Below are 17,889 nucleotides of genomic sequence, written 5' to 3' on the forward strand. Positions count from 1 at the left end.
GTCGAAAAAGAAAACGACTTTTGAGACAGCCCCGTTTCAAAGAATCGTATTTGTCGTTTCCGCATTTATAAAAAGTTTGTACCCCTCTTTTGCTTTCAAAATATGGATTTCCGAAGTTTTTTCGTCGAGATATGTCCGTAATCGCGATATAGCCGAATAGATCGTGCCTTCTTTTGCACATATACCTCGTTTCCGAAGCAGTTGCTGCAGTTCGGGAATGCTTACCGCCCTGCCTTCATTTGTAAACAGGATTTCGAACACGGAAAAGATCGAAGTGGAGAGTTGTTTCTTGTATACGGCAAGAAGCGCTTCATGCTGCGTCCTATCTTTTTCGTCTTTTGAAAAACCGGATGTTCTCGATATGCGATCGAGCGATATATGCGGTTTTGTGCCGTGAGTTTCGACCGTTTCGGCAATCGTCTTCAGCGGAGGAAACAAGGAATCGATATCGAGCGAACCGATATGTCCGTAGTACAGATTGAGCGCCATAATCCAATGCTTCAGGCGCGAATCGGCATCTTTGGGAAACGGACTGTTATAAAACAGCAGCGGGATGGAACATCCGATATCGTGCATGTATCGATAGATATTGAAAATGCTGTGATCGTAGGTGAGATAATCGATAAGGAGCAAATCGGGACAGGTTTTTATCTTCAAAATCGATTTGTAAAATTCGTCCGAATTTATGTAGGTATTGCACGTATGGCCGTTGTCCTCCAGTGCCTTTGTGATCTTTTTACATGCTTTTCGATGCTTCGTGTAAAAATAAAATGTCATCGCCGGTTTCTCTCATCAAACCTTTGTACTCCCGCTTGCTGTAAGTATGTCGATTATATTGTAGCATGAAAAATCCGCCTTGACTAATATTTCTTTTTTTAGGATTATTAAGAGCATTATAAAAACTACGGATTAAAAAGCGGCGCTTAAACGGCGAGACGCGTTTTAAGGATGTTATGAAAAAAAATACGATAACCCGCGCATATCTTGAATCGTTGCCTTTTTCCGACTTGCTTGCGCTTGCTGACACGTACGGCATAGATGTGCCCGATAATTTGAACAGACGGTTTCTCATCGGTGAACTCCTCGATGTTGTAAAGGAAACCGGGAACGATTCGGACGATATGATTGTCACTCGGGAAAAAGATGAAGCGCAGTCTTTATCCGAGCGGCTTCCCGAATCCTACAATGTTACGGAAATAGAAGCGGTACTCAGAAATCCTGCGTGGATTTACGTCTATTGGGACATAGGCGAACGCGATATCCGCAGTTTAAAAAAACACGGAGACTATACGATCTTTCTTCGCGTCCGTTCTTTTTCAGATCGTGCGGCTTCAAAGAGCGAAGATGCGTATGATGTGCAGATCGATCAAGGCGATACGTCGGAATACCTTTTGTGTCCCGCAGGCAAAAAAATCATTCGTGTGGAACTTACCGCTTCGACTGCGACGGGAACGACCGTACTCGCTTCTTCGTGTTCGGTTGAAATTCCGCGCTCTTCAAAACTGCTTACTCATATCCGTCCGGGCAATGACGGCGATATAAGACCGATTGCAGCCCTGTCGGGTATAAAAGAACTTTTGCTCGATCATTATGTACATCATCGTGAATCGTTTTTCTAAAAGCACCTCTGAAAGTTCTGTCGGATTTTTAAAGGTGCCGTCGAGTTTTAATTTTCAACATCGGAGACTGCGATGGCAAATAAAAGAATTGTTTTATTAATTTCAAATCTTCAGGAATTCATCTATCACACGGGCGCCGAAGAAAAAAGATTTGCGGCGGAGATGAATCGCCTGTATGAATCGATTTCATACGTCTATATACCGCTGCTCAATATGTTCGCTTCGCTTGAAAAGGACGGTGTTCCGTTTAAAATTGCGCTCGTGATTTCGCCGGTGCTGTGTACGCTTTTGAAAGACCCCGTCGTGCAGCAACAGTACATCGCGTGGCTCGATGCGAAAATCGAACTGGGTAAAAGCGAACTTGAGCGCTGTAAAGACGATGCTGCGATGTGCGATGTCGTTAAATTTCATCTTGAAAAAGCGCAGGAAGACCGCTTTTGCTTTACGGCGGTGTACGGTCAGGATTTATTGAAAAAGATTGCCGAATATCAAAAGAAGGGATATGTCGAACTGCTTGCAACTTGCGCTACGAATATTTTTTTGCCGCACTATGCGGATATGGGCGAAGTGCTCAATGCGCAGATAGAAACGGGGTTATACGCTCATCGTTCGTTTTTCGGAGGCCGCGCGAAGGGATTTTGGCTTCCGGAAACGGGCTATATTCCGGGGCTCGAGCGGGTGATGAGCACGTACGGCGTGGATTATACGGTACTCGATGCACGTTCATTTCTTTTTTCCGACGATATCGCTGAAAAAGGGATATTTGCACCGGTCGTCTGCGGCGGAAAGACGGTCGCGTTTGCCCGCGATAACCGTACCGATGAAGAAGTTTTCGGAGAAAAAGGTTACGCATCTTCTTCCGTCTATTGCAACGTCAACCGTGACATTGCATTTGAGCTTTCATTCGAACGGCTCGCACCGTACTTCCGCGGTGCTTCATCGCGCTATGCGTCGGGCTATCAATATTACAATAAAGGCACCGAAAAAAAAGGTTCCGATTGCCTCTACGATCCGATGCGCGCCGCCGAACAAAATGAAATCGATGCGGCGGCTTTTTTCGACAAAAAGCTCGATGTACTCGTGCAGGCGGAAAGTCTTTTGCCGTCCGTGCCTCAGTTTTCACTCGTGTGTACATTTTCAGTCGAACAGTTTTTGCAGCAGTGGCATGAAGGCGTCTCATGGATCGAAAACATATACCGCTACGCGAAAGACAAACCCGCTTCGTTTTCGTCTTTTGAAGATATCATCGCCGCACAGGGACATTTGCAAAACCTGCAGCCCTACTGCAGCGCTTCGATCGGATCGGGATACGGAGAAACGCTCATCGCAAATAAAAACAGCTGGATGCTGCGTCATGCGCGTAAAGCAAGCGAACGGATGATCGATTTGGCCGAACGTTTTCCCGACGATACGGGGCTCAAAGCGCGGCTTTTGAATTTGAGCGCGAGAGAACTTTTGCTTGCGCAGTCGTGTACGTGGGCAAATATGATATGGGAAGGCACTTTCCCCGAATATGCCGAAGCGCGTTTTACGGAAAGCATCGGCGCGTTTATAAAGGTTTTCGAATCGCTCGGCGCAAATACGGTGAGCACCGAATGGCTTACGTCGTACGAAGCGAAGCATCCCGTGTTCCCGTGGATAAATTATCGGATTTTCAGTAAAAAACGATGATGCAATGGGGCTGTCTCAAAAGCCGCCTGCTTTTTCGGCAGCCTTCCGTCTTGTTAATTTTGCAGGGATTGTGCGTCGCGGATGCGCTGCTGCAAATCGATTTGTTTTTGTGCGCTTTCGATTCCCTCTGTTGCGGGAGTAAAGCGGGGATCGAGCGCGAGTGCTTTATTCCATACTTCGACGGCTCCTCGGAAATCACCCTTGGCGAAGAGAGCGAGTCCTTCGCCGTACAATCGTTCCGCTTCGCTTTGCCGCTTTGCTCTTCCGCCGTCGCCGAGCAGTATTTTTGCGCCTGCGCTTATGTGATTTGACGGAAAAGGATTGAACGACGAAAATCGGTCGAAAGTATAGGCCGCTTCCAAACGCACGCGCTTAAAGAGCGTAACGCTTATGCCGCCTCCGGCGCTTTGAAAACGTATATAAGGGGCGTTTTCGTCGGCGGAAAAAGTGCAGCCGGCGAAAACCGCTAAAAAATCGGTGACGGTCAATTCGACGGCGCAGCCGGCAGTTCCGAGCATATAGTTTCCGATATTCGAAAGATTTACGGGTTGTTTGAATTCCGCAGCGGCAAGCAGCCGTTTAAGGGGCCGGTAAGACAGTCCGAGCGAAACGCTCGTCGGAAGCGGATCGTCCGTTTTAATCTTTTCTCCGAAGCCGGTTATCGCGGCTCCGGCATTGCGGACACATAAAGCCAAACGCAGGTTCGGCTCTCGTGAAGCGAAAAATTTGCCTGCATTGAAGCGCAGCATGACACCCGCATCGGATGCAAGTGCGAGGGCGGAACGCGAAAGGCTTGCGGAACTTATGATCGATCCCGATGCGTCGGGCATACTGCGCCATGCGGTTTTTAGATTTGCGCCGAGCGCGATCCCTTTAAAATAATAACCGGCGAGAATATTGTATGATATGTTGAAGGTTGCCGACGCTTCGGAATAGAGGCTGTCCGCACTTCGTTTGCCGAAAGCGCCGTATTCGTAAAAGGGGACGTAAAAAAATCGGAGTTCTCCGCCGAATCCCAAATCGCCGTGCCTTGCGGCCGCGGCGGCCGTTTCCATCGCCGCTCCCGCAATCCATATATTGTGAAATAATGCGATTTCATTTTGTTCAAGCAGCGAGCTTGCCGCCGGATTGTAATCGATACAAAAGCTGTCGTCCGAAACAGCCGTATATGCGCCGCCGAGCGCTTCAGCCCTTCCGCCCGACGGAACGGTGAGCGAATAAAACGAGAGGGCATTTTCATCCGTATTTGAAAACGCGGACAAGGCTTTTGCGAACGAGCCGGCTCCGGTAAAATCGAGGGCAAAGGCGCGAATCGAAATACAAAAAACGAACAGTAACGGCATACGAGCAAAAAATGTTTTCATCATCGGCATTTCAGTATATCATATTTTCGGCATTTTTTCTCGACTTCGAGATTGAACATACCGAAAATATAAGCAGCCGTATGCAGACCGGTACCGTAGGTTTTTTCGCAAAAACATGATACAATATATTTAAACGGGAGATTGCAATCCGTTAATAATGAAAAAAATATTTTTAGCCGCAGCATACTGTATTCTCATTGCCGCGCCGTTTTTTGCAAAACCGAAAGACGACAGCCTCTCCCTCGCCGAAATCGACCGGCTCATTCGGGAGACGGACTACGATGCGGCGCTTTCTGCGCTTTACGAGTTCAATGTATCGCATCCGGAACGCTTCGAAGATATGCAGCGGCGTGTCGGAAAAATTATTAAAAAACTTAACCTCTATACCGCAACCGCTTCGCAGCTTTTCGATACTGTGGAAAATGACCCCGAAAACGGGGAAAAAATATTGGCGATTATCGCGAAGCTCGAATCGTTGAAAAAAAATCCGACGGAGCAGCAGCTTTCGTTTATCCGCGAAGCCCGATCGGCAGCGCAGTTTACGATGTATCGAAGGCAGCTGTTTTCGATTTTGCAGGCGAGTGCGGATTCGGCGCACGGCGGCAATTATACGGATGCCGTCGAAAAAGCGGAAAGCGGCTTTTTTATGTACCGCGATGATTTTTTTAATAAACACACCGATGCTCTCGAAACGATTCCGGTACGGAGCGCTTTGTCTTATGTCGATGAGCGGATCGCCGCATATAAAGCGCTCGAAGAAAATCTGCAGAGCTCGGTACGTTCTTTTTCCGATGTCGTCCATTTGGGCGATGTCGAAAAAGCGCATGCTCTGTTTCCCGCCGTGCAATATTCTTTCGGGGAATTTGCGGAATTGCGGAACAGTATCTATCGGCTCGGTTTTGAACTGTGGAATATGGGGCAGTCGGAAAACGCGACGGTAAGCGATGCGTCGTTTTTACCTTTCGTTTCTCGTTTTATTCTCGGCATCAATACGATTGCGGACTCCGGTGTTTTAGGCGCGATGAATTGCGAATGGGATGCCCTTACAAAGCATATGGAAGACGAAATCCGATGGATGCTTATACAGAACATCGATTCTTTCGTTTATAACTTGGACGCCGGCGCGTTTACGGGCGAAAACGCTTTTCCCGAGCAAAAAGAACTTTCGGCATGTATGTCGTTTGCGGAACTCGGAAAATCGATAAACGCTTTATATATGCTCAGGCGTGAATTGGACGGAACGCCTGAAAAATCGCGCTTTTCAAATTTCGGGCTATCGGTCGATTACGGTGCGGCTCTCGCTTCCCGTTTTTCGGTTTTGCTCGATGCGGGTAAAGCGATGACGGCCGAAAGACAAAAAGCGCTTTCGCTTCCGGAACCGGCCGATTACGACCGCGCGGCAATAGACGGAAAAGCGTATACGGATTCTCTTCTTGCTTCCGTCGAATTTATTAAATCCGAAGCGATGAAGATTTCTCAGGATAATTTCGAACTCTCGCCGGAAGCCCGTGCATACCTCGGAGCGCAGTATACGGAAGACGATGAAATAATCCCCTTCGATACCGCCGTCGGCGCATACCGTAAATTTTCCGGGGATGCGGCCGACTTCAGCCGCAATGCCGAAATTGAAGTATGGCAGAAAATCGCCTCGTACTATGCCGCATGCGGCGCGTCGTATGAAGCGGCGCGGTCAACGGATTTTGCCAATATCGAAATGCTCGAAGGCGAAAACTTCGATGAAGGTGTCGGTACGAGATTGAAATACCCGCTTCAAACGGCGGAAGCGGCTGCCGCTTTTCAAAATGCGCTTGCGGCAAATACGGACGTCCTCGTTTCGGCGCGGACGCTTTTGGCGCGGGGGCCGTATGCCGATACGTACGCATTGCCGCTGAAGCGGATTTGCGACGCGATTACCAAACTCGATTCGTTTGCACCGAAAGCTCAAACCGTAAAAACCTATGCGACCGAACAGGTCAATGCGGCACGGCGTGCAAAAGACGAAGCCGATTTGAGGTATGAGCAGGCGAAAAAGGCGCTTTCGGCGAACGACTTCGCTGAAGCTCGCGGAAGGCTTCAGGAAGCGCGTACGAAATACAATGAATCGCTTTCGTATCAGGAATCGCCCGAACTGCGCAAGCTTTCCGATGAGCGGCTTGCGTCTTTGGGCGAGCGCATTCAAACGCGGCAAAACGAAATCGTCGTCCGCCGTGTACGCGACATGAAAACGAAAGCGCGGAACGAATATTACAACGGAAATTTCAGCGCTGCGGAATCCGTTTTGACGCAGGCAAAAGCGCTGTGGGCGATGACGAATATCGACGAAGATGAAGAGATAACGTCGCTGCTCGCTTTGGTCGGTACGGCGCTTTCGCTTCAGGCGGGGCGTGTTCTTTCTCCGTCGGCACCGCTCTATCCGGAGATGTCACAGCTTTTAAGCATTGCACGGCAGTATTTCAACGAAGGACAGAATTTATTAAAAAAAGGCGATACGGATGCGGGAAAAGCGCTTCTCGCCCAAGCGCTGCAAAAAATTCAAGAGCTGCAGCTCGTCTACCCGCGCAATCGATCGGCAAGTCTTTTAACGCTGCGGATCCGGCAAGTGCTCGATCCTTCGGGGTTTGCGTCTCTGTTTGCCGAGCGCATCGAAATGGCGAAAGCGAATTATAAAACGCCCGACAAACGGCAGTCGGCTTATACGGATTTGCTCGACTTGTATGAAATCGACCCGTCGTATCCGGGACTCGCCGCTCTCATCTACGAAACGGAAATCGATTTGGGGATCCGCCGCCGTCCTCAAGACCGCGAGGCGATCGCTCGTGCGGCATCTCTTACGAAGCAGGCGCAGAGCGTTGCCGACAGTGCAGGACGGGACGAAGTGAAACTTCGCGCGGCGCTCTCTCTTGTCAATGAAGCGATTTCTCTCGATCCGAACAACAATGCGGCGCTCCTTTTAAAAGATCGCATACAGATTGCGATCGGAGGCGAGACGCTTATCGTGCTGTCGTCCGAAGACGAAGCGAAGTATCAAAAAGCGGTCACCGCTTTGCAGAGCAATGACATCGTTACCGCAAATGCGCTCGTCGAAGAACTCTTACAAAAACCGTCAAATAAAAACTCTTCGAAGATTATCGATCTGCAAAAAAAGATCCGGGCGCTGCTGTGATGAACCGAACGATAACGATAATAAAATGCACTCCTTTGTCCGCGCTGTGTGCCGCACTCTTTTGCATTTCCGTTGCGCCTCTTTATGCTCAATCGATGTATTGGGAAAATGCCGTACGCATAACGGAGGGCGATGCCCGTTTTCCCCGTGTCGTAACGAACGGTAAAAAAACATGGGTGTTTTGGGAAGAGATCGATACGAAAAACGAAACGATAGGACTTTCGTGCCGCTATACCGATACAGACGGTACGGTGCGGACGAATCGCCGTTTCGCCGGTCCTTTTCCGTATTCGGGGAGGGTACCCGACATCTATTCCGCTGCGGTTTCAAAAAGAGGAACGGTAGCTGTTGCAGTGCTTTCGGGAAAAAAAACGATTTCGATTTTCACGTCGTCCGACGACGGCGCTTATTTTACCGAAGTGAAGATTCCCCATTATGACGAATCTTTCGTCGCACCTCAAATCTATGCGACTTCGCGCGGCACTTTTATGCTCTTTGTGTCGCTCGGACAAAACGCTTCGTTTGCAATGTATGCGGCGACATCTCCCGACGGTTTTGCATGGTCGGAGTTTTCTCATTTTTTGCCCGCTGATTCTCAAGTAAATCCGTTTATTCCCGTACTCAATTCGATGCCGAAAAACGATGTCGTTGTTTTTCAAGCGCAGTATATCCTTGAAAACCGCATATCCTATCAGCTTTATGCGACTTTTTCTTCCGATGCGGGAGTGACGTGGTCGATGCCTTTGCTGATCACCGGCGCTTCTTCGCTTGCACCCGACGATAAACACGGTTTTTCCGCGTATCACAATCAGCGTCCGTTTTTGTTCACGCGATCGGGCGTTACGTATATCGCATGGGAGCGGACGTATTACGCTTCCGAGAATTCGCATATTTGGGTCGGACAGCTGACAAAAGAGGGAATCGTTGCCGGCACTGCAAAACAAATCAGCGGAGAGGGGAATGCGAACCGCGTCGTCCTCTTTTCGTTTAATAATACTTTGTCCGCCGTTTGGTTTGATACGAGGATCGGCATCGAAACGGTGCGTATGGCGCAAAAAAAAGGTCCGCTTTGGGAAGAGATTACTCTTTCATCGGGACGTGTTCCGAGCCTTTTCGCGTTTCCCGTTATCACCCGATCGAAATCGAATGTCGAACACCTCGCATTCGTGTGGCAGGAAAATCCCCAAAACGGAAAGCCGGGTATCTATCTTCTTGAACCCGATATTTCGGTTGCTCCGCCTTCGATCGAACCGCTTTCGTTCGAAACGGGTAAACGCGCGAAGGAAAGGCGCGTACGCTTCCGCATCGAATTGCCTTCGGATTCGTCCGGCGTCGCCGGCTATTCGTGGAGTTGGTCGCAAGACAAATCGACCGAACCTCCCGATACGATTATGAATACTTCGAAAGAGCGGACGGTCGAAGTAAATGCGTCTGCCGAGGGCAAATGGTATTTTAAAGTACGAACGGCGGACTATGCGGGAAACCGATCGGATTCGGCGGTTGCCGAATATTACCTCGATTTGACGGCACCGGCAAAACCTTCGATCAAACTTCCCGAAACGGATAAGGCCGGCTTTATCCGTTCGAATTCATTCGACATAAGCTGGCAGCCGGATGCGGCCGACAGCGATATCGCCGGCTATACGTGGCATTTGCAGTACATCGCACCGATCGATGATCGCCTTGTTTACACGAAGCGTCACACGATGCGGGTGAGCGTTGACGAAGCGAAAGCTATGGCCGCTTCGTTTTTGACATCCCGCGCGGATGATATTCGGCACGCTGAAAAACCGCCGAAACGCATACTCGGAAAAGAGCGCCGTACTTCGTATGCAAACCGTAAAAACGGACTCTATGCGTTTTCCGTTGCGGCCATCGATGATGTCGGCAATATAGGCGAAGCGTCTACGGTGCCGCTCCTGCTTAACAAATATGTGCCCGTCACCTATATTACGTCGGTCGCCTCGTCGAGCGATATGTTCGGAAATCTCACGATCGATATCATCGGCGGAGGTTTTACTTACGACGGAACGGTAAATGAAATATATATCGACAAGGACGGAAAGGCTCCCTATGATTTAACGCTTCGGCGGAGCGAGGGAACGTTCCGAGTAGTGTCGGACAATCGCATCGTCGACATACGCACCGGCACCGCGCTCGATGAAGGCGCGTATCATATAGGACTTGTGCATTCCGATCGCGGACTTTTTATGAGCGGCGTGCTTTTCCGTGTCGAAAAAAAAGGTACGGTGAAAATGGAACGGCAATACGCTTACGGTTCGCCGTGGCAGCCGATTAAAACGGCATCGCCGTATCATATTCAAATCGGAACGCTTTTGTTTTGGATCGTAATTGCCCTTGCAGCGGCAGGGTTTGCGTTTGCCCTTTTCGGCTTGACGGAGACGGTACGGGATACGCTTGCCGTTCGTATGGAAATACGCGCGCTTATTGCAGGAGATAGTATGCCTCAGAGGAAGAAAAAACGATTTATGCAGCTTAAGTATAAAGGCATCAGCCTCAGATTCAAATTGATGCTGTTTACGACGCTTCTCGTCATCGTTACCGTAGTGCTCGTTGCGCTGCCCTTCGGCATCAATATGGTGCGCACACAGCAAAGTACGCTTGCGCGCGGGCTTTCCGAACGGGTTGATATGCTCCTCGAAAGTTTGTCTTCGAGTACGCGTGTCTATATGTCGACACAAAATATTCTTGAAATGAATTATCTGCCCGATCAAATGTCGTCGCTCGAAGAAGCTCGGTACGTAACGATTACCGGTTATCCGTCGAACAATGCGAATACCGGTCTCGGGTATGTATGGGCGACAAACGATCCCGAAATTTTGCAAAAGATTTCGAACTCGGCGCTCACGTACGGGGTGTCGGAGATAACGAATGAAACCGTTCGGGAAATCGCCCGGCGGTGCGAAAAACTCAATGATGCCGCCGCAAAAGAGGTGGGAGGCATTGCAGCCGATATAGCCGAACTCAATGCCGAAGGCATTTCGCTTGCGCTGCGAACCGACGAGCGTTCCGTTGAGCGCCGCGAAGAGATTGCCCGGATCACGACGGAACTTTCGACAAAGCTGACCGTTTCGCTGAATGAGCTTGCGGCAAAAGGAAGCGGTTCCGTTCCTTCGTATGATTATAATCATTTTGACAGGGTAAACACCGATTATCTTTTTTATCGGCCGGTACTGTATCGTTACGGCACTTCGCAGGAATATGTGAGGGGTATCGTCTTTATGCGAGTGTCTACGGAAAACATCGTTGCAGCGGTCTACAATGCGCGCCGCAGCGTGTTTTTGACGGCTCTCTTTATTGCACTCTTTGCCGTTCTGATCGGTGCCGCCGGTTCGTTTATACTTGCATCGATTATCGTGGCCCCTATCCGTGAACTTGCGCGCCACGTGCAGATCATCGGTGAAACGGCGGACAAGATGAAGCTTGCGGGGCACGATATAAAAATCAAAGGACACGATGAAATCGGGCAGCTCGGAGAGAGCGTCAACGAAATGACGCACGGACTTGTTCGGGCGGCAAAAGACGAACGGCTGCTCATGGACGGCAGGGTTGTTCAGCAGACTTTCCTTCCGCTCGTGACGGGCGAAGACGGTGCAAAAGGAACGTTTGCAAAACTCGACGAAGTCAATCTCCGGTGTTTCGGTTATTACGAAGGAGCGACGGGAGTTTCGGGAGATTATTTCGATTATAAAAAACTTGATGACCGCTGGTATGTTTTAATAAAATGTGATGCCTCGGGACACGGCGTTCCCGCAGCTCTTCTCATGACGATCGTCGCGACGCTCTTCCGTACGTATTTCGCAAACTGGTCATACGAGCGCAACGGTACGCAGATCGATACGGTCGTTTCGCAGATAAACGATTTTATCGAATCGCTCGGCATCAAAGGAAAATTCGCTGCGATAATCATCTGCCTTTTCGATACCGTTTCGGGCGATGTGTATATGTGCAATGCGGGCGACAATATCGTCCACATATACGACAATATGGCACGAAAGGAAACCGAACTGACGCTGTTTGAAACGCCGGCGGCCGGCCCGCTTCCGTCATCTCTCGTTAATATGAAGGGCGGATTCAAAGTCGAAAAAACTCACTTACAAAAAGGCGATGTGCTTTTTCTCTATACCGACGGCATCGAAGAGGCGACGCGGAAATTCCGTTCCCCGTCGTTTGACGTTATACGATGTGCCGAAAAAGGTTTGCATCCGGGAGACGTTCACGGCAATCACAAAGTCGGTGAAGATTCGGAGCAGCTTGAAAGCAGCCGCGTCGGTGAAATCATCGAAGCGGTATTTGCACGGAACGTTTATACGCTTAAAAAATTTCACAATCCGATTCCCGACGAAGAACTCGTTTTCGATTTTTCGACATGCAAAGGGACGATCGAAGAAGCCGTCATCGCGCTCGTATCGGTTGAAAAAGTGTTCCGCATGTACAAGTCACCCGATGTAACGGCAGCCGATGTCGTACGCGTCGACAAAAAAATCGATGAGTTTCTTGAAAAGCATTTCAATCGATACAATTATTATTGCGGCGTAAAACAGGAAAGCGCGGAAGGAACGAATTATTTCGAATACGCATATCTCCGTGAAGACGAACAGCTGGACGATTTGACGCTGCTCGCCGTCCTCCGCCCGTAAAATATTTCGCCGAAAATATTTTATAAAAACGTTTGCAACCGCGGCTATTTGTGTGTATATTATAGGGGAAATGTACAGGAGGTTGTATGGCCATCGGTGATAAAATCAAACGATATTTCGACAAAGGCGTGGAAGCGTCTAAGACGGCATTCGACAAAGGGATGGAAGCGTCTAAAACCGCGTTCAATAAAGCGAGCAGCGCCGTTCAGGATTTCAGCGACAAAAGCGTCGTCCGCATAGAAAAACATCAATTCGAAACGAAAAAAGAAGAACAGCTGCTTGCACTCGGGAAAAAAGTTTTTGAAAAATTCTCGGGCGATGCGGCGTCTGCAGTTCGCGGCGATGATGCCGAGATCGCGCCGATCGTTGCGGAAGTAAAGCATTGCGACGAAGAGATTGCAAAACGCGAAGAGGCGCTTGCTCAAAAGCCGAAGCAGGACTGAAGGTTTAAAAGCGCCGCTGAAATAGCGCGGCGCTTTTAACTTCGAGTTTCGGACGAAGCCGAAACATCGCTTATTAACTGTGCGCTTACGCGCATCGATTCAACAGTCTCCAAAATTGATATTTTGTTCGACTGTTGAATTTTAAGGAAGGTTTAAAAGCACCGCTCGAATGGCGCGGTGCTTTTAACTTCGAGTTTCCTCTCGAAAACTCGCTGATATACGTGTGCGCGCTCGCGCACTAATGCGGCATTTTCGAAAATTAATATTTTCTGCAATGCCGCATTTTAAGGAAGGTTCAAATTGAACGTCTGAAATAGCGCGGCACTTTTAACTTCGAGTTTTCTTTCGAAAACTCGCTGATATACGTGTGCGCGCTCGCGCACCAATTCAACAGTCTCCAAAATTGATATTTTGTTCGACTGTTGAATTTTAAGGAACGGTTAAACGAAACACTGAAATAGCGTGTTTCATTTAACGGCGAGTTTGCCGTAAGGCAAACGTCGCACATCAACATGTGCGCGTTCGCGCACTAATGCGGCATTTTCGAAAATTGATATTTTCTGCAATGCCGCATTTTAAGGAAGGTTTAAAAGCGCCGCTGAAATAGCGCGGCACTTTTAACTTCGAGTTTTCTTTCGAAAACTCGCTGATATACGTGTGCGCGCTCGCGCACCAATTCAACAGTCTCCAAAATTGATATTTTGTTCGACTGTTGAATTTTAAGGAACGGAGTTTTGCCCTGCGCCGCCGTTTGATGTGCGCGCCTGAAGGTTAAAAAAACGGCGGGCTTTATACATACCCGCCGTTCGATCATTTAATAATTATTAATAATTTATTGTCGACGGCTGATTCAGCGCGATGCCGCCGATTTTCCCGCCGTTTTTCCGAATACCATGCAGTCTGCGATCGCATTGCCGCCGAGTCGGTTCGAACCGTGAATGCCTCCGGTAACTTCACCGCACGCGTATAAGCCGGGAACGACTTTGCCGTCTGCGCCGATTACTTCCGCATTCGTGTTGATTTGAATACCGCCCATCGTGTGGTGTACGGTCGGAACTTTTTTGCACGCGTACCACGGGCCGGCATCGAGCGTTTTGTCGTCCGGACTGTTCGATGTAAATCCGAACTCGTCTTTTTCGACTTCTTTTGAAACGACGGAGTTGTACTGTGCGATCGACGTTTTCAGGTCGGCTGCGTTCATCTTCGTCTTTTGCGCAAGTTCGTCGAGCGTCGCAGCTTCGATGACGGAACCCTGTGCGACCATATTCACGATCGTCGCGCCGTTGTTGTCGACGAAATCGCGTGAGGGATAGCGCACCGAATTGACGACGATCCAGTACGTGCTGCCGTCCTGTGCGAAAATTGCTTTGCACAAAGTATCGCGCGCCGCGTTTTCGTTTACGAATCGTTTACCCGAAGCGTTGACGAAGATTCGATTTTTGCCTGATGTGCGGATATTTTCCATGAGACCAGTTCCCGGCGTGCCGCAGGGGTGTAGCTGGATGTCCGGCATGCCGACGATGTTTGCACCGACGCTTTCGGCAAGGGTAATACCGTCGCCCTGCGCGCACAGGAACATATTCGTCGTGCCGATCGAATTGTCGAGCTTCACTTCTTTCCAAACGCCCGTGTTCACTTTTTGGCGGAGCGCGACGTTTGCGCCGAATCCGCCGGTTGCGATGATGACGCCTTTGGAAGCGTTGACCGTGATTTTTCTTCCGCCGTTTTCTCCGATTGCGCCTGTAACTCTGCCGTCTTTTTTAATAAGCGATGTCGCCTTCGTGTTCATGATAACGGTGATGTTCGGGTGTTTTGCCGCGTATGCTTCGAATACTCTGATATAGCTGTTGCCCGACGGTGTCTTCGGGTAGTGGCTGCGCTGCCCGAGCGAACCCGTTGCAGAGCCGACTTTGTCTTTGAACTGCACGCCGATCGATTCGAGCCATTCGACTGCGGGATAAGCGTTGCTCGTCATATAACGGACGAGGGAAGGGGTGCCGGTGTTGTGACCGCCGGTCATCGTCGCGTTGTAAAAAGTTTCGACGGAATCGGTGATACCCTGCGGTACTTGGCGTTTTGGGTCTACGGCGTTGAGCGCGCCTTCGGAAACGTTCGTGCTTCCGCCGAGCAAACCGATTTTTTCCATGACGATGACTTTCGCACCGTTCTGCTCCGCGGAGACGGCAGCTGCGAGTCCCGCGCCTCCTCCGCCGATGACGAGTACGTCCGTATCGTAGGTTTCATCTTTAAGCTGTTTCGCTTTTTTCGGCTTCGTCCATTTTTTAATGTCGGCTCCCGACTGGACGAGGCAGTCGCGCACCGCAGCGATGAGGGAGTGACTCGAAATGCTTGCGCCGGTAACGACGTCGACTGCGAGCGATTGATTTTCGATAATCCGATCGGCGACCGTTTCGAGCGCTTTTTTCCCGACGCCGATCGTTTCAAGGTTTTTCGAATAATCGATGTCGGTAATCTTTCCGTCGCTTATCGTTACGGAAACGGTCATCGGCGCGTTGTGCGCTGAAATCGTTTTCGAATAAGTTTTCGCCTGCGTTTTTTTCGCAGCACCTGTCGCGCTGACAAGCAGTACGGCCGAACATAAAAATAGAGCGATTTTTTTCATTCCTTACCTCTGTTATACAATAAAGTGTTCCGAATATAACAAAATATTTAAAACTATTCAATGTAAAATACCGTTTTGTAACGATGCGGCGTGTAACCTTTTTTGCGTGATCGCTGTTTGAAAGGTGAATGCAAGAGCAAACGTAATCTGATTTGCTTTCTCCTCTCCTTTCTGGAGCCCTGCCGTCGGCAGGGCTCCTTTTTTATTTTGTTTCGTGTATACTGACGGCATGCATCGCATTTTATTTATCTGTCACGGAAACATCTGCCGCTCTCCGATGGCGGAATTCGTTATGAAAGATTTGGTACGACGGGCGGGACGGGAACGCGATTTCGTTATCGAGTCGGCGGCGACGAGCAGCGAAGAAATCGGAAACGATATTCACCGCGGCACGAGAAAAAAGCTCGACGATATGGGAGTGGCGCATGAAGCGCGCTCTGCGCGGAGGATCGTACGAAGCGATTACGACGCATACGATTTTTTGATCGGCATGGACGACGAAAACCTGTACTATATGCGGAAAACATTCGGCGAAGATCGCGAGCATAAAATGAGCAAACTGCTCGAGTGGTGCGGCGTGCATCGCGACGTTGCGGATCCGTGGTATACGGGAAACTTCGATGCGACGTGGGACGACGTGCTTGCAGGCTGCCGCGCGATTTCGGCAAAGCTTTCGTAAGCGGATCCGTCGTTTTGCATCGTTTCGCCTTGCCCGGCAGATGCGCGTAATTGCGTGAGCGTTATTATTCTGCTATAATCGATTCGTTATGGAAAACGAAGTACGTGTTCGCTACGCTCCATCTCCGACGGGGATGCAGCATATCGGCGGTGTTCGCACCGCGCTGTTCAATTATCTTTTTGCGCGTTCGCAGGGCGGCAAATTTGTTTTGCGCCTCGAAGATACCGACCGTACGCGCTACGACGAAAAATTTGTTAAGAATTTGTACGATACGATGGCATGGCTCGGCATCGACTGGGACGAGGGCGGCGATAAAGGCGGCCCTTACGGCCCTTATGTGCAGAGCGAACGTTTCGATCTCTATAAAAAATATGCGGAAGAACTCGTTGCAAAGGGCGAAGCCTATTACTGTTTTTGCGACGAAGAGCGCCTCGCGCGCATCCGAAAAATCCAAACGGAAAATAAAATGGCGCCGGGTTACGACCGCCATTGCCGTATGCTGACCTCTGAAGAAGTGCGGGAAAATATCGCTGCGGGAAAACCGCACGTCATCCGCCTCAAAGTGCCCCTCGAAGGCGAAACGGAATTTCACGATTATCTGCTCGGAAAGATCACGTGGAAAAACGAAGATATCAGCCCGGATCCCGTTTTGCTCAAAAGCGACGGTTTTCCGACCTACCACTTGGCGAATATCGTCGACGATCACTTTATGCATATTTCTCACGTAATGCGCGCGCAGGAGTGGATACCGTCGACGCCGCTGCACGTACAGATGTACCGCGCTTTCGGCTGGAAGCACCCCGAATTCTGTCACTTGCCCATGGTCAACGGTAAAGACGGTCAAAAGCTTTCGAAGCGGCACGGTGCGACGAGTGTCGATGAATTCCGCGCGCGCGGTTATCTTCCCGAAGCGATTATCAATTACGTTGCGATGCTCGGCTGTTCGTACGAAGACGGCAGGGATCTGTATTCGCTCGACGAGCTGTGCCGCTTATTTAAAATCGAACATTTAAATAAATCGCCTGCGGTATTCGATTATAAAAAACTCGAATGGTATAACGGTCAGTATATCCGCATGCTTTCGGACGAAGCGCTTTACCGTATGACGCTGCCGTTTATCACGGGAACGGGCGATGCCGCGCTTCCGATTCATTCCGACGGTGAGTTTCCGCCTCCGCGCGTGGGGCCGGAATATTCGGGTATCGCGCTCGGAAGCGACGGCGAACCGGTTTGCGTTGACGCTTCCATGCAGATGACAAGCGCCGACGTAAAAGCCGCCCTTATGCGCCTCATGCCGCTTATTAAAGAGCGGCTCCACTATCTGACCGACGCCGCGGAGATGGTGCGCTTTTTGTTTACCGAACCGGCCGTGCCTCCCGTCGAAGAGATCGTTCCGAAAAAACTCGACGCGGCGAAAACGAAAGAGATACTCCTTCGCGCAAAAAATTTCGTCGATGCGGCTTTCGGTATGAGCCATGAAGAAGCGGAAAATCTTGCGAGGACGGAAGCAGAAGTGCTCGGCGTAAAGCTCGGAGATTTTATGATGCCCGTGCGCATGGCGGTAACCGGCAGCAGAATAAGTCCTCCGCTTATCGGCTCGATTCTCATCCTCGGAAAAGAGCGGTGTCTTTCGCGGATCGAAAAGGCGCTGGAGAAGTTTTAAGGG

Annotated in this window: 10 protein-coding genes; 7 read left to right on the forward strand and 3 right to left on the reverse strand. The window is 49.9% G+C overall.

Annotated features, from left to right (window positions below):
* Window positions 1–36 precede the first annotated feature (36 nt).
* Entirely contained in the window at window positions 37–777 is a 741-nt protein-coding gene (locus HRI97_RS01025) for a helix-turn-helix domain-containing protein (protein ID WP_253726097.1), read from the reverse strand.
* Between the two features lie 176 nt (window positions 778–953).
* On the opposite strand from HRI97_RS01025, the gene HRI97_RS01030 reads away from it, so the two are divergent.
* Complete coding sequence (locus tag HRI97_RS01030; protein ID WP_253726098.1) at window positions 954–1,619, forward strand: DUF4912 domain-containing protein; 666 nt, start codon at window positions 954–956, stop codon at window positions 1,617–1,619.
* Between the two features lie 72 nt (window positions 1,620–1,691).
* Window positions 1,692–3,290 (forward strand): 1,4-alpha-glucan branching protein domain-containing protein, encoded by a 1,599-nt coding sequence (locus HRI97_RS01035; protein WP_253726099.1) that lies wholly within the window; start codon window positions 1,692–1,694, stop codon window positions 3,288–3,290.
* A 53-nt stretch (window positions 3,291–3,343) separates the two neighbouring features.
* On the opposite strand, the gene HRI97_RS01040 is transcribed toward HRI97_RS01035, so the two are convergent.
* Window positions 3,344–4,657 (reverse strand): UPF0164 family protein, encoded by a 1,314-nt coding sequence (locus HRI97_RS01040; protein WP_253726100.1) that lies wholly within the window; start codon window positions 4,655–4,657, stop codon window positions 3,344–3,346.
* Window positions 4,658–4,811: 154 nt separating this feature from the next.
* Between HRI97_RS01040 and HRI97_RS01045 the strand changes: the two genes are divergently transcribed.
* The 3 genes from HRI97_RS01045 (at window position 4,812) to HRI97_RS01055 (ending at window position 12,921) form a co-directional block, all read left to right on the forward strand.
* Entirely contained in the window at window positions 4,812–7,817 is a 3,006-nt protein-coding gene (locus tag HRI97_RS01045) for a hypothetical protein (protein ID WP_253726101.1), read from the forward strand.
* Window positions 7,817–12,478 (forward strand): SpoIIE family protein phosphatase, encoded by a 4,662-nt coding sequence (locus HRI97_RS01050; RefSeq protein WP_253726103.1) that lies wholly within the window; start codon window positions 7,817–7,819, stop codon window positions 12,476–12,478. Before HRI97_RS01045 ends, HRI97_RS01050 begins: the two co-directional genes overlap by 1 nt.
* Before the next feature lie 86 nt (window positions 12,479–12,564).
* Complete coding sequence (locus tag HRI97_RS01055; RefSeq protein ID WP_180487278.1) at window positions 12,565–12,921, forward strand: hypothetical protein; 357 nt, start codon at window positions 12,565–12,567, stop codon at window positions 12,919–12,921.
* A gap of 850 nt (window positions 12,922–13,771) precedes the next feature.
* On the opposite strand, the gene HRI97_RS01060 is transcribed toward HRI97_RS01055, so the two are convergent.
* The gene (locus HRI97_RS01060; protein WP_253726104.1) at window positions 13,772–15,544 is read right to left on the reverse strand and encodes a flavocytochrome c; all 1,773 of its coding nucleotides are present in this window, start codon (window positions 15,542–15,544) and stop codon (window positions 13,772–13,774) included.
* A gap of 229 nt (window positions 15,545–15,773) precedes the next feature.
* Between HRI97_RS01060 and HRI97_RS01065 the strand changes: the two genes are divergently transcribed.
* Both HRI97_RS01065 and gltX read left to right on the forward strand, forming a co-directional pair.
* The gene (locus HRI97_RS01065; RefSeq protein WP_253726105.1) at window positions 15,774–16,223 is read left to right on the forward strand and encodes a low molecular weight protein-tyrosine-phosphatase; all 450 of its coding nucleotides are present in this window, start codon (window positions 15,774–15,776) and stop codon (window positions 16,221–16,223) included.
* A gap of 88 nt (window positions 16,224–16,311) precedes the next feature.
* Window positions 16,312–17,886: a glutamate--tRNA ligase gene (gene gltX / locus HRI97_RS01070; RefSeq protein ID WP_253726107.1), complete on the forward strand. Its 1,575-nt coding sequence runs from the start codon at window positions 16,312–16,314 to the stop codon at window positions 17,884–17,886.
* Window positions 17,887–17,889 lie beyond the last annotated feature (3 nt).

It is taken from the genome of Treponema socranskii subsp. buccale, from assembly GCF_024181585.1.
Classification (GTDB): Bacteria; Spirochaetota; Spirochaetia; order Treponematales; family Treponemataceae; genus Treponema_D; species Treponema_D buccale.

Bases quoted from the DNA above. Each gene is read 5' to 3' on its own strand.
- gltX (WP_253726107.1), top strand. From the start codon at position 16,312: ATGGAAAACGAAGTACGTGTTCGCTACGCTCCATCTCCGACGGGGATG.
- HRI97_RS01030 (WP_253726098.1), top strand. From the start codon at position 954: ATGAAAAAAAATACGATAACCCGCGCATATCTTGAATCGTTGCCTTTT.
- HRI97_RS01050 (WP_253726103.1), top strand. From the start codon at position 7,817: ATGAACCGAACGATAACGATAATAAAATGCACTCCTTTGTCCGCGCTG.
- HRI97_RS01060 (WP_253726104.1), bottom strand. From the start codon at position 15,544: ATGAAAAAAATCGCTCTATTTTTATGTTCGGCCGTACTGCTTGTCAGC.
- HRI97_RS01040 (WP_253726100.1), bottom strand. From the start codon at position 4,657: ATGATGAAAACATTTTTTGCTCGTATGCCGTTACTGTTCGTTTTTTGT.
- HRI97_RS01065 (WP_253726105.1), top strand. From the start codon at position 15,774: ATGCATCGCATTTTATTTATCTGTCACGGAAACATCTGCCGCTCTCCG.
- HRI97_RS01055 (WP_180487278.1), top strand. From the start codon at position 12,565: ATGGCCATCGGTGATAAAATCAAACGATATTTCGACAAAGGCGTGGAA.
- HRI97_RS01025 (WP_253726097.1), bottom strand. From the start codon at position 777: ATGACATTTTATTTTTACACGAAGCATCGAAAAGCATGTAAAAAGATC.
- HRI97_RS01035 (WP_253726099.1), top strand. From the start codon at position 1,692: ATGGCAAATAAAAGAATTGTTTTATTAATTTCAAATCTTCAGGAATTC.
- HRI97_RS01045 (WP_253726101.1), top strand. From the start codon at position 4,812: ATGAAAAAAATATTTTTAGCCGCAGCATACTGTATTCTCATTGCCGCG.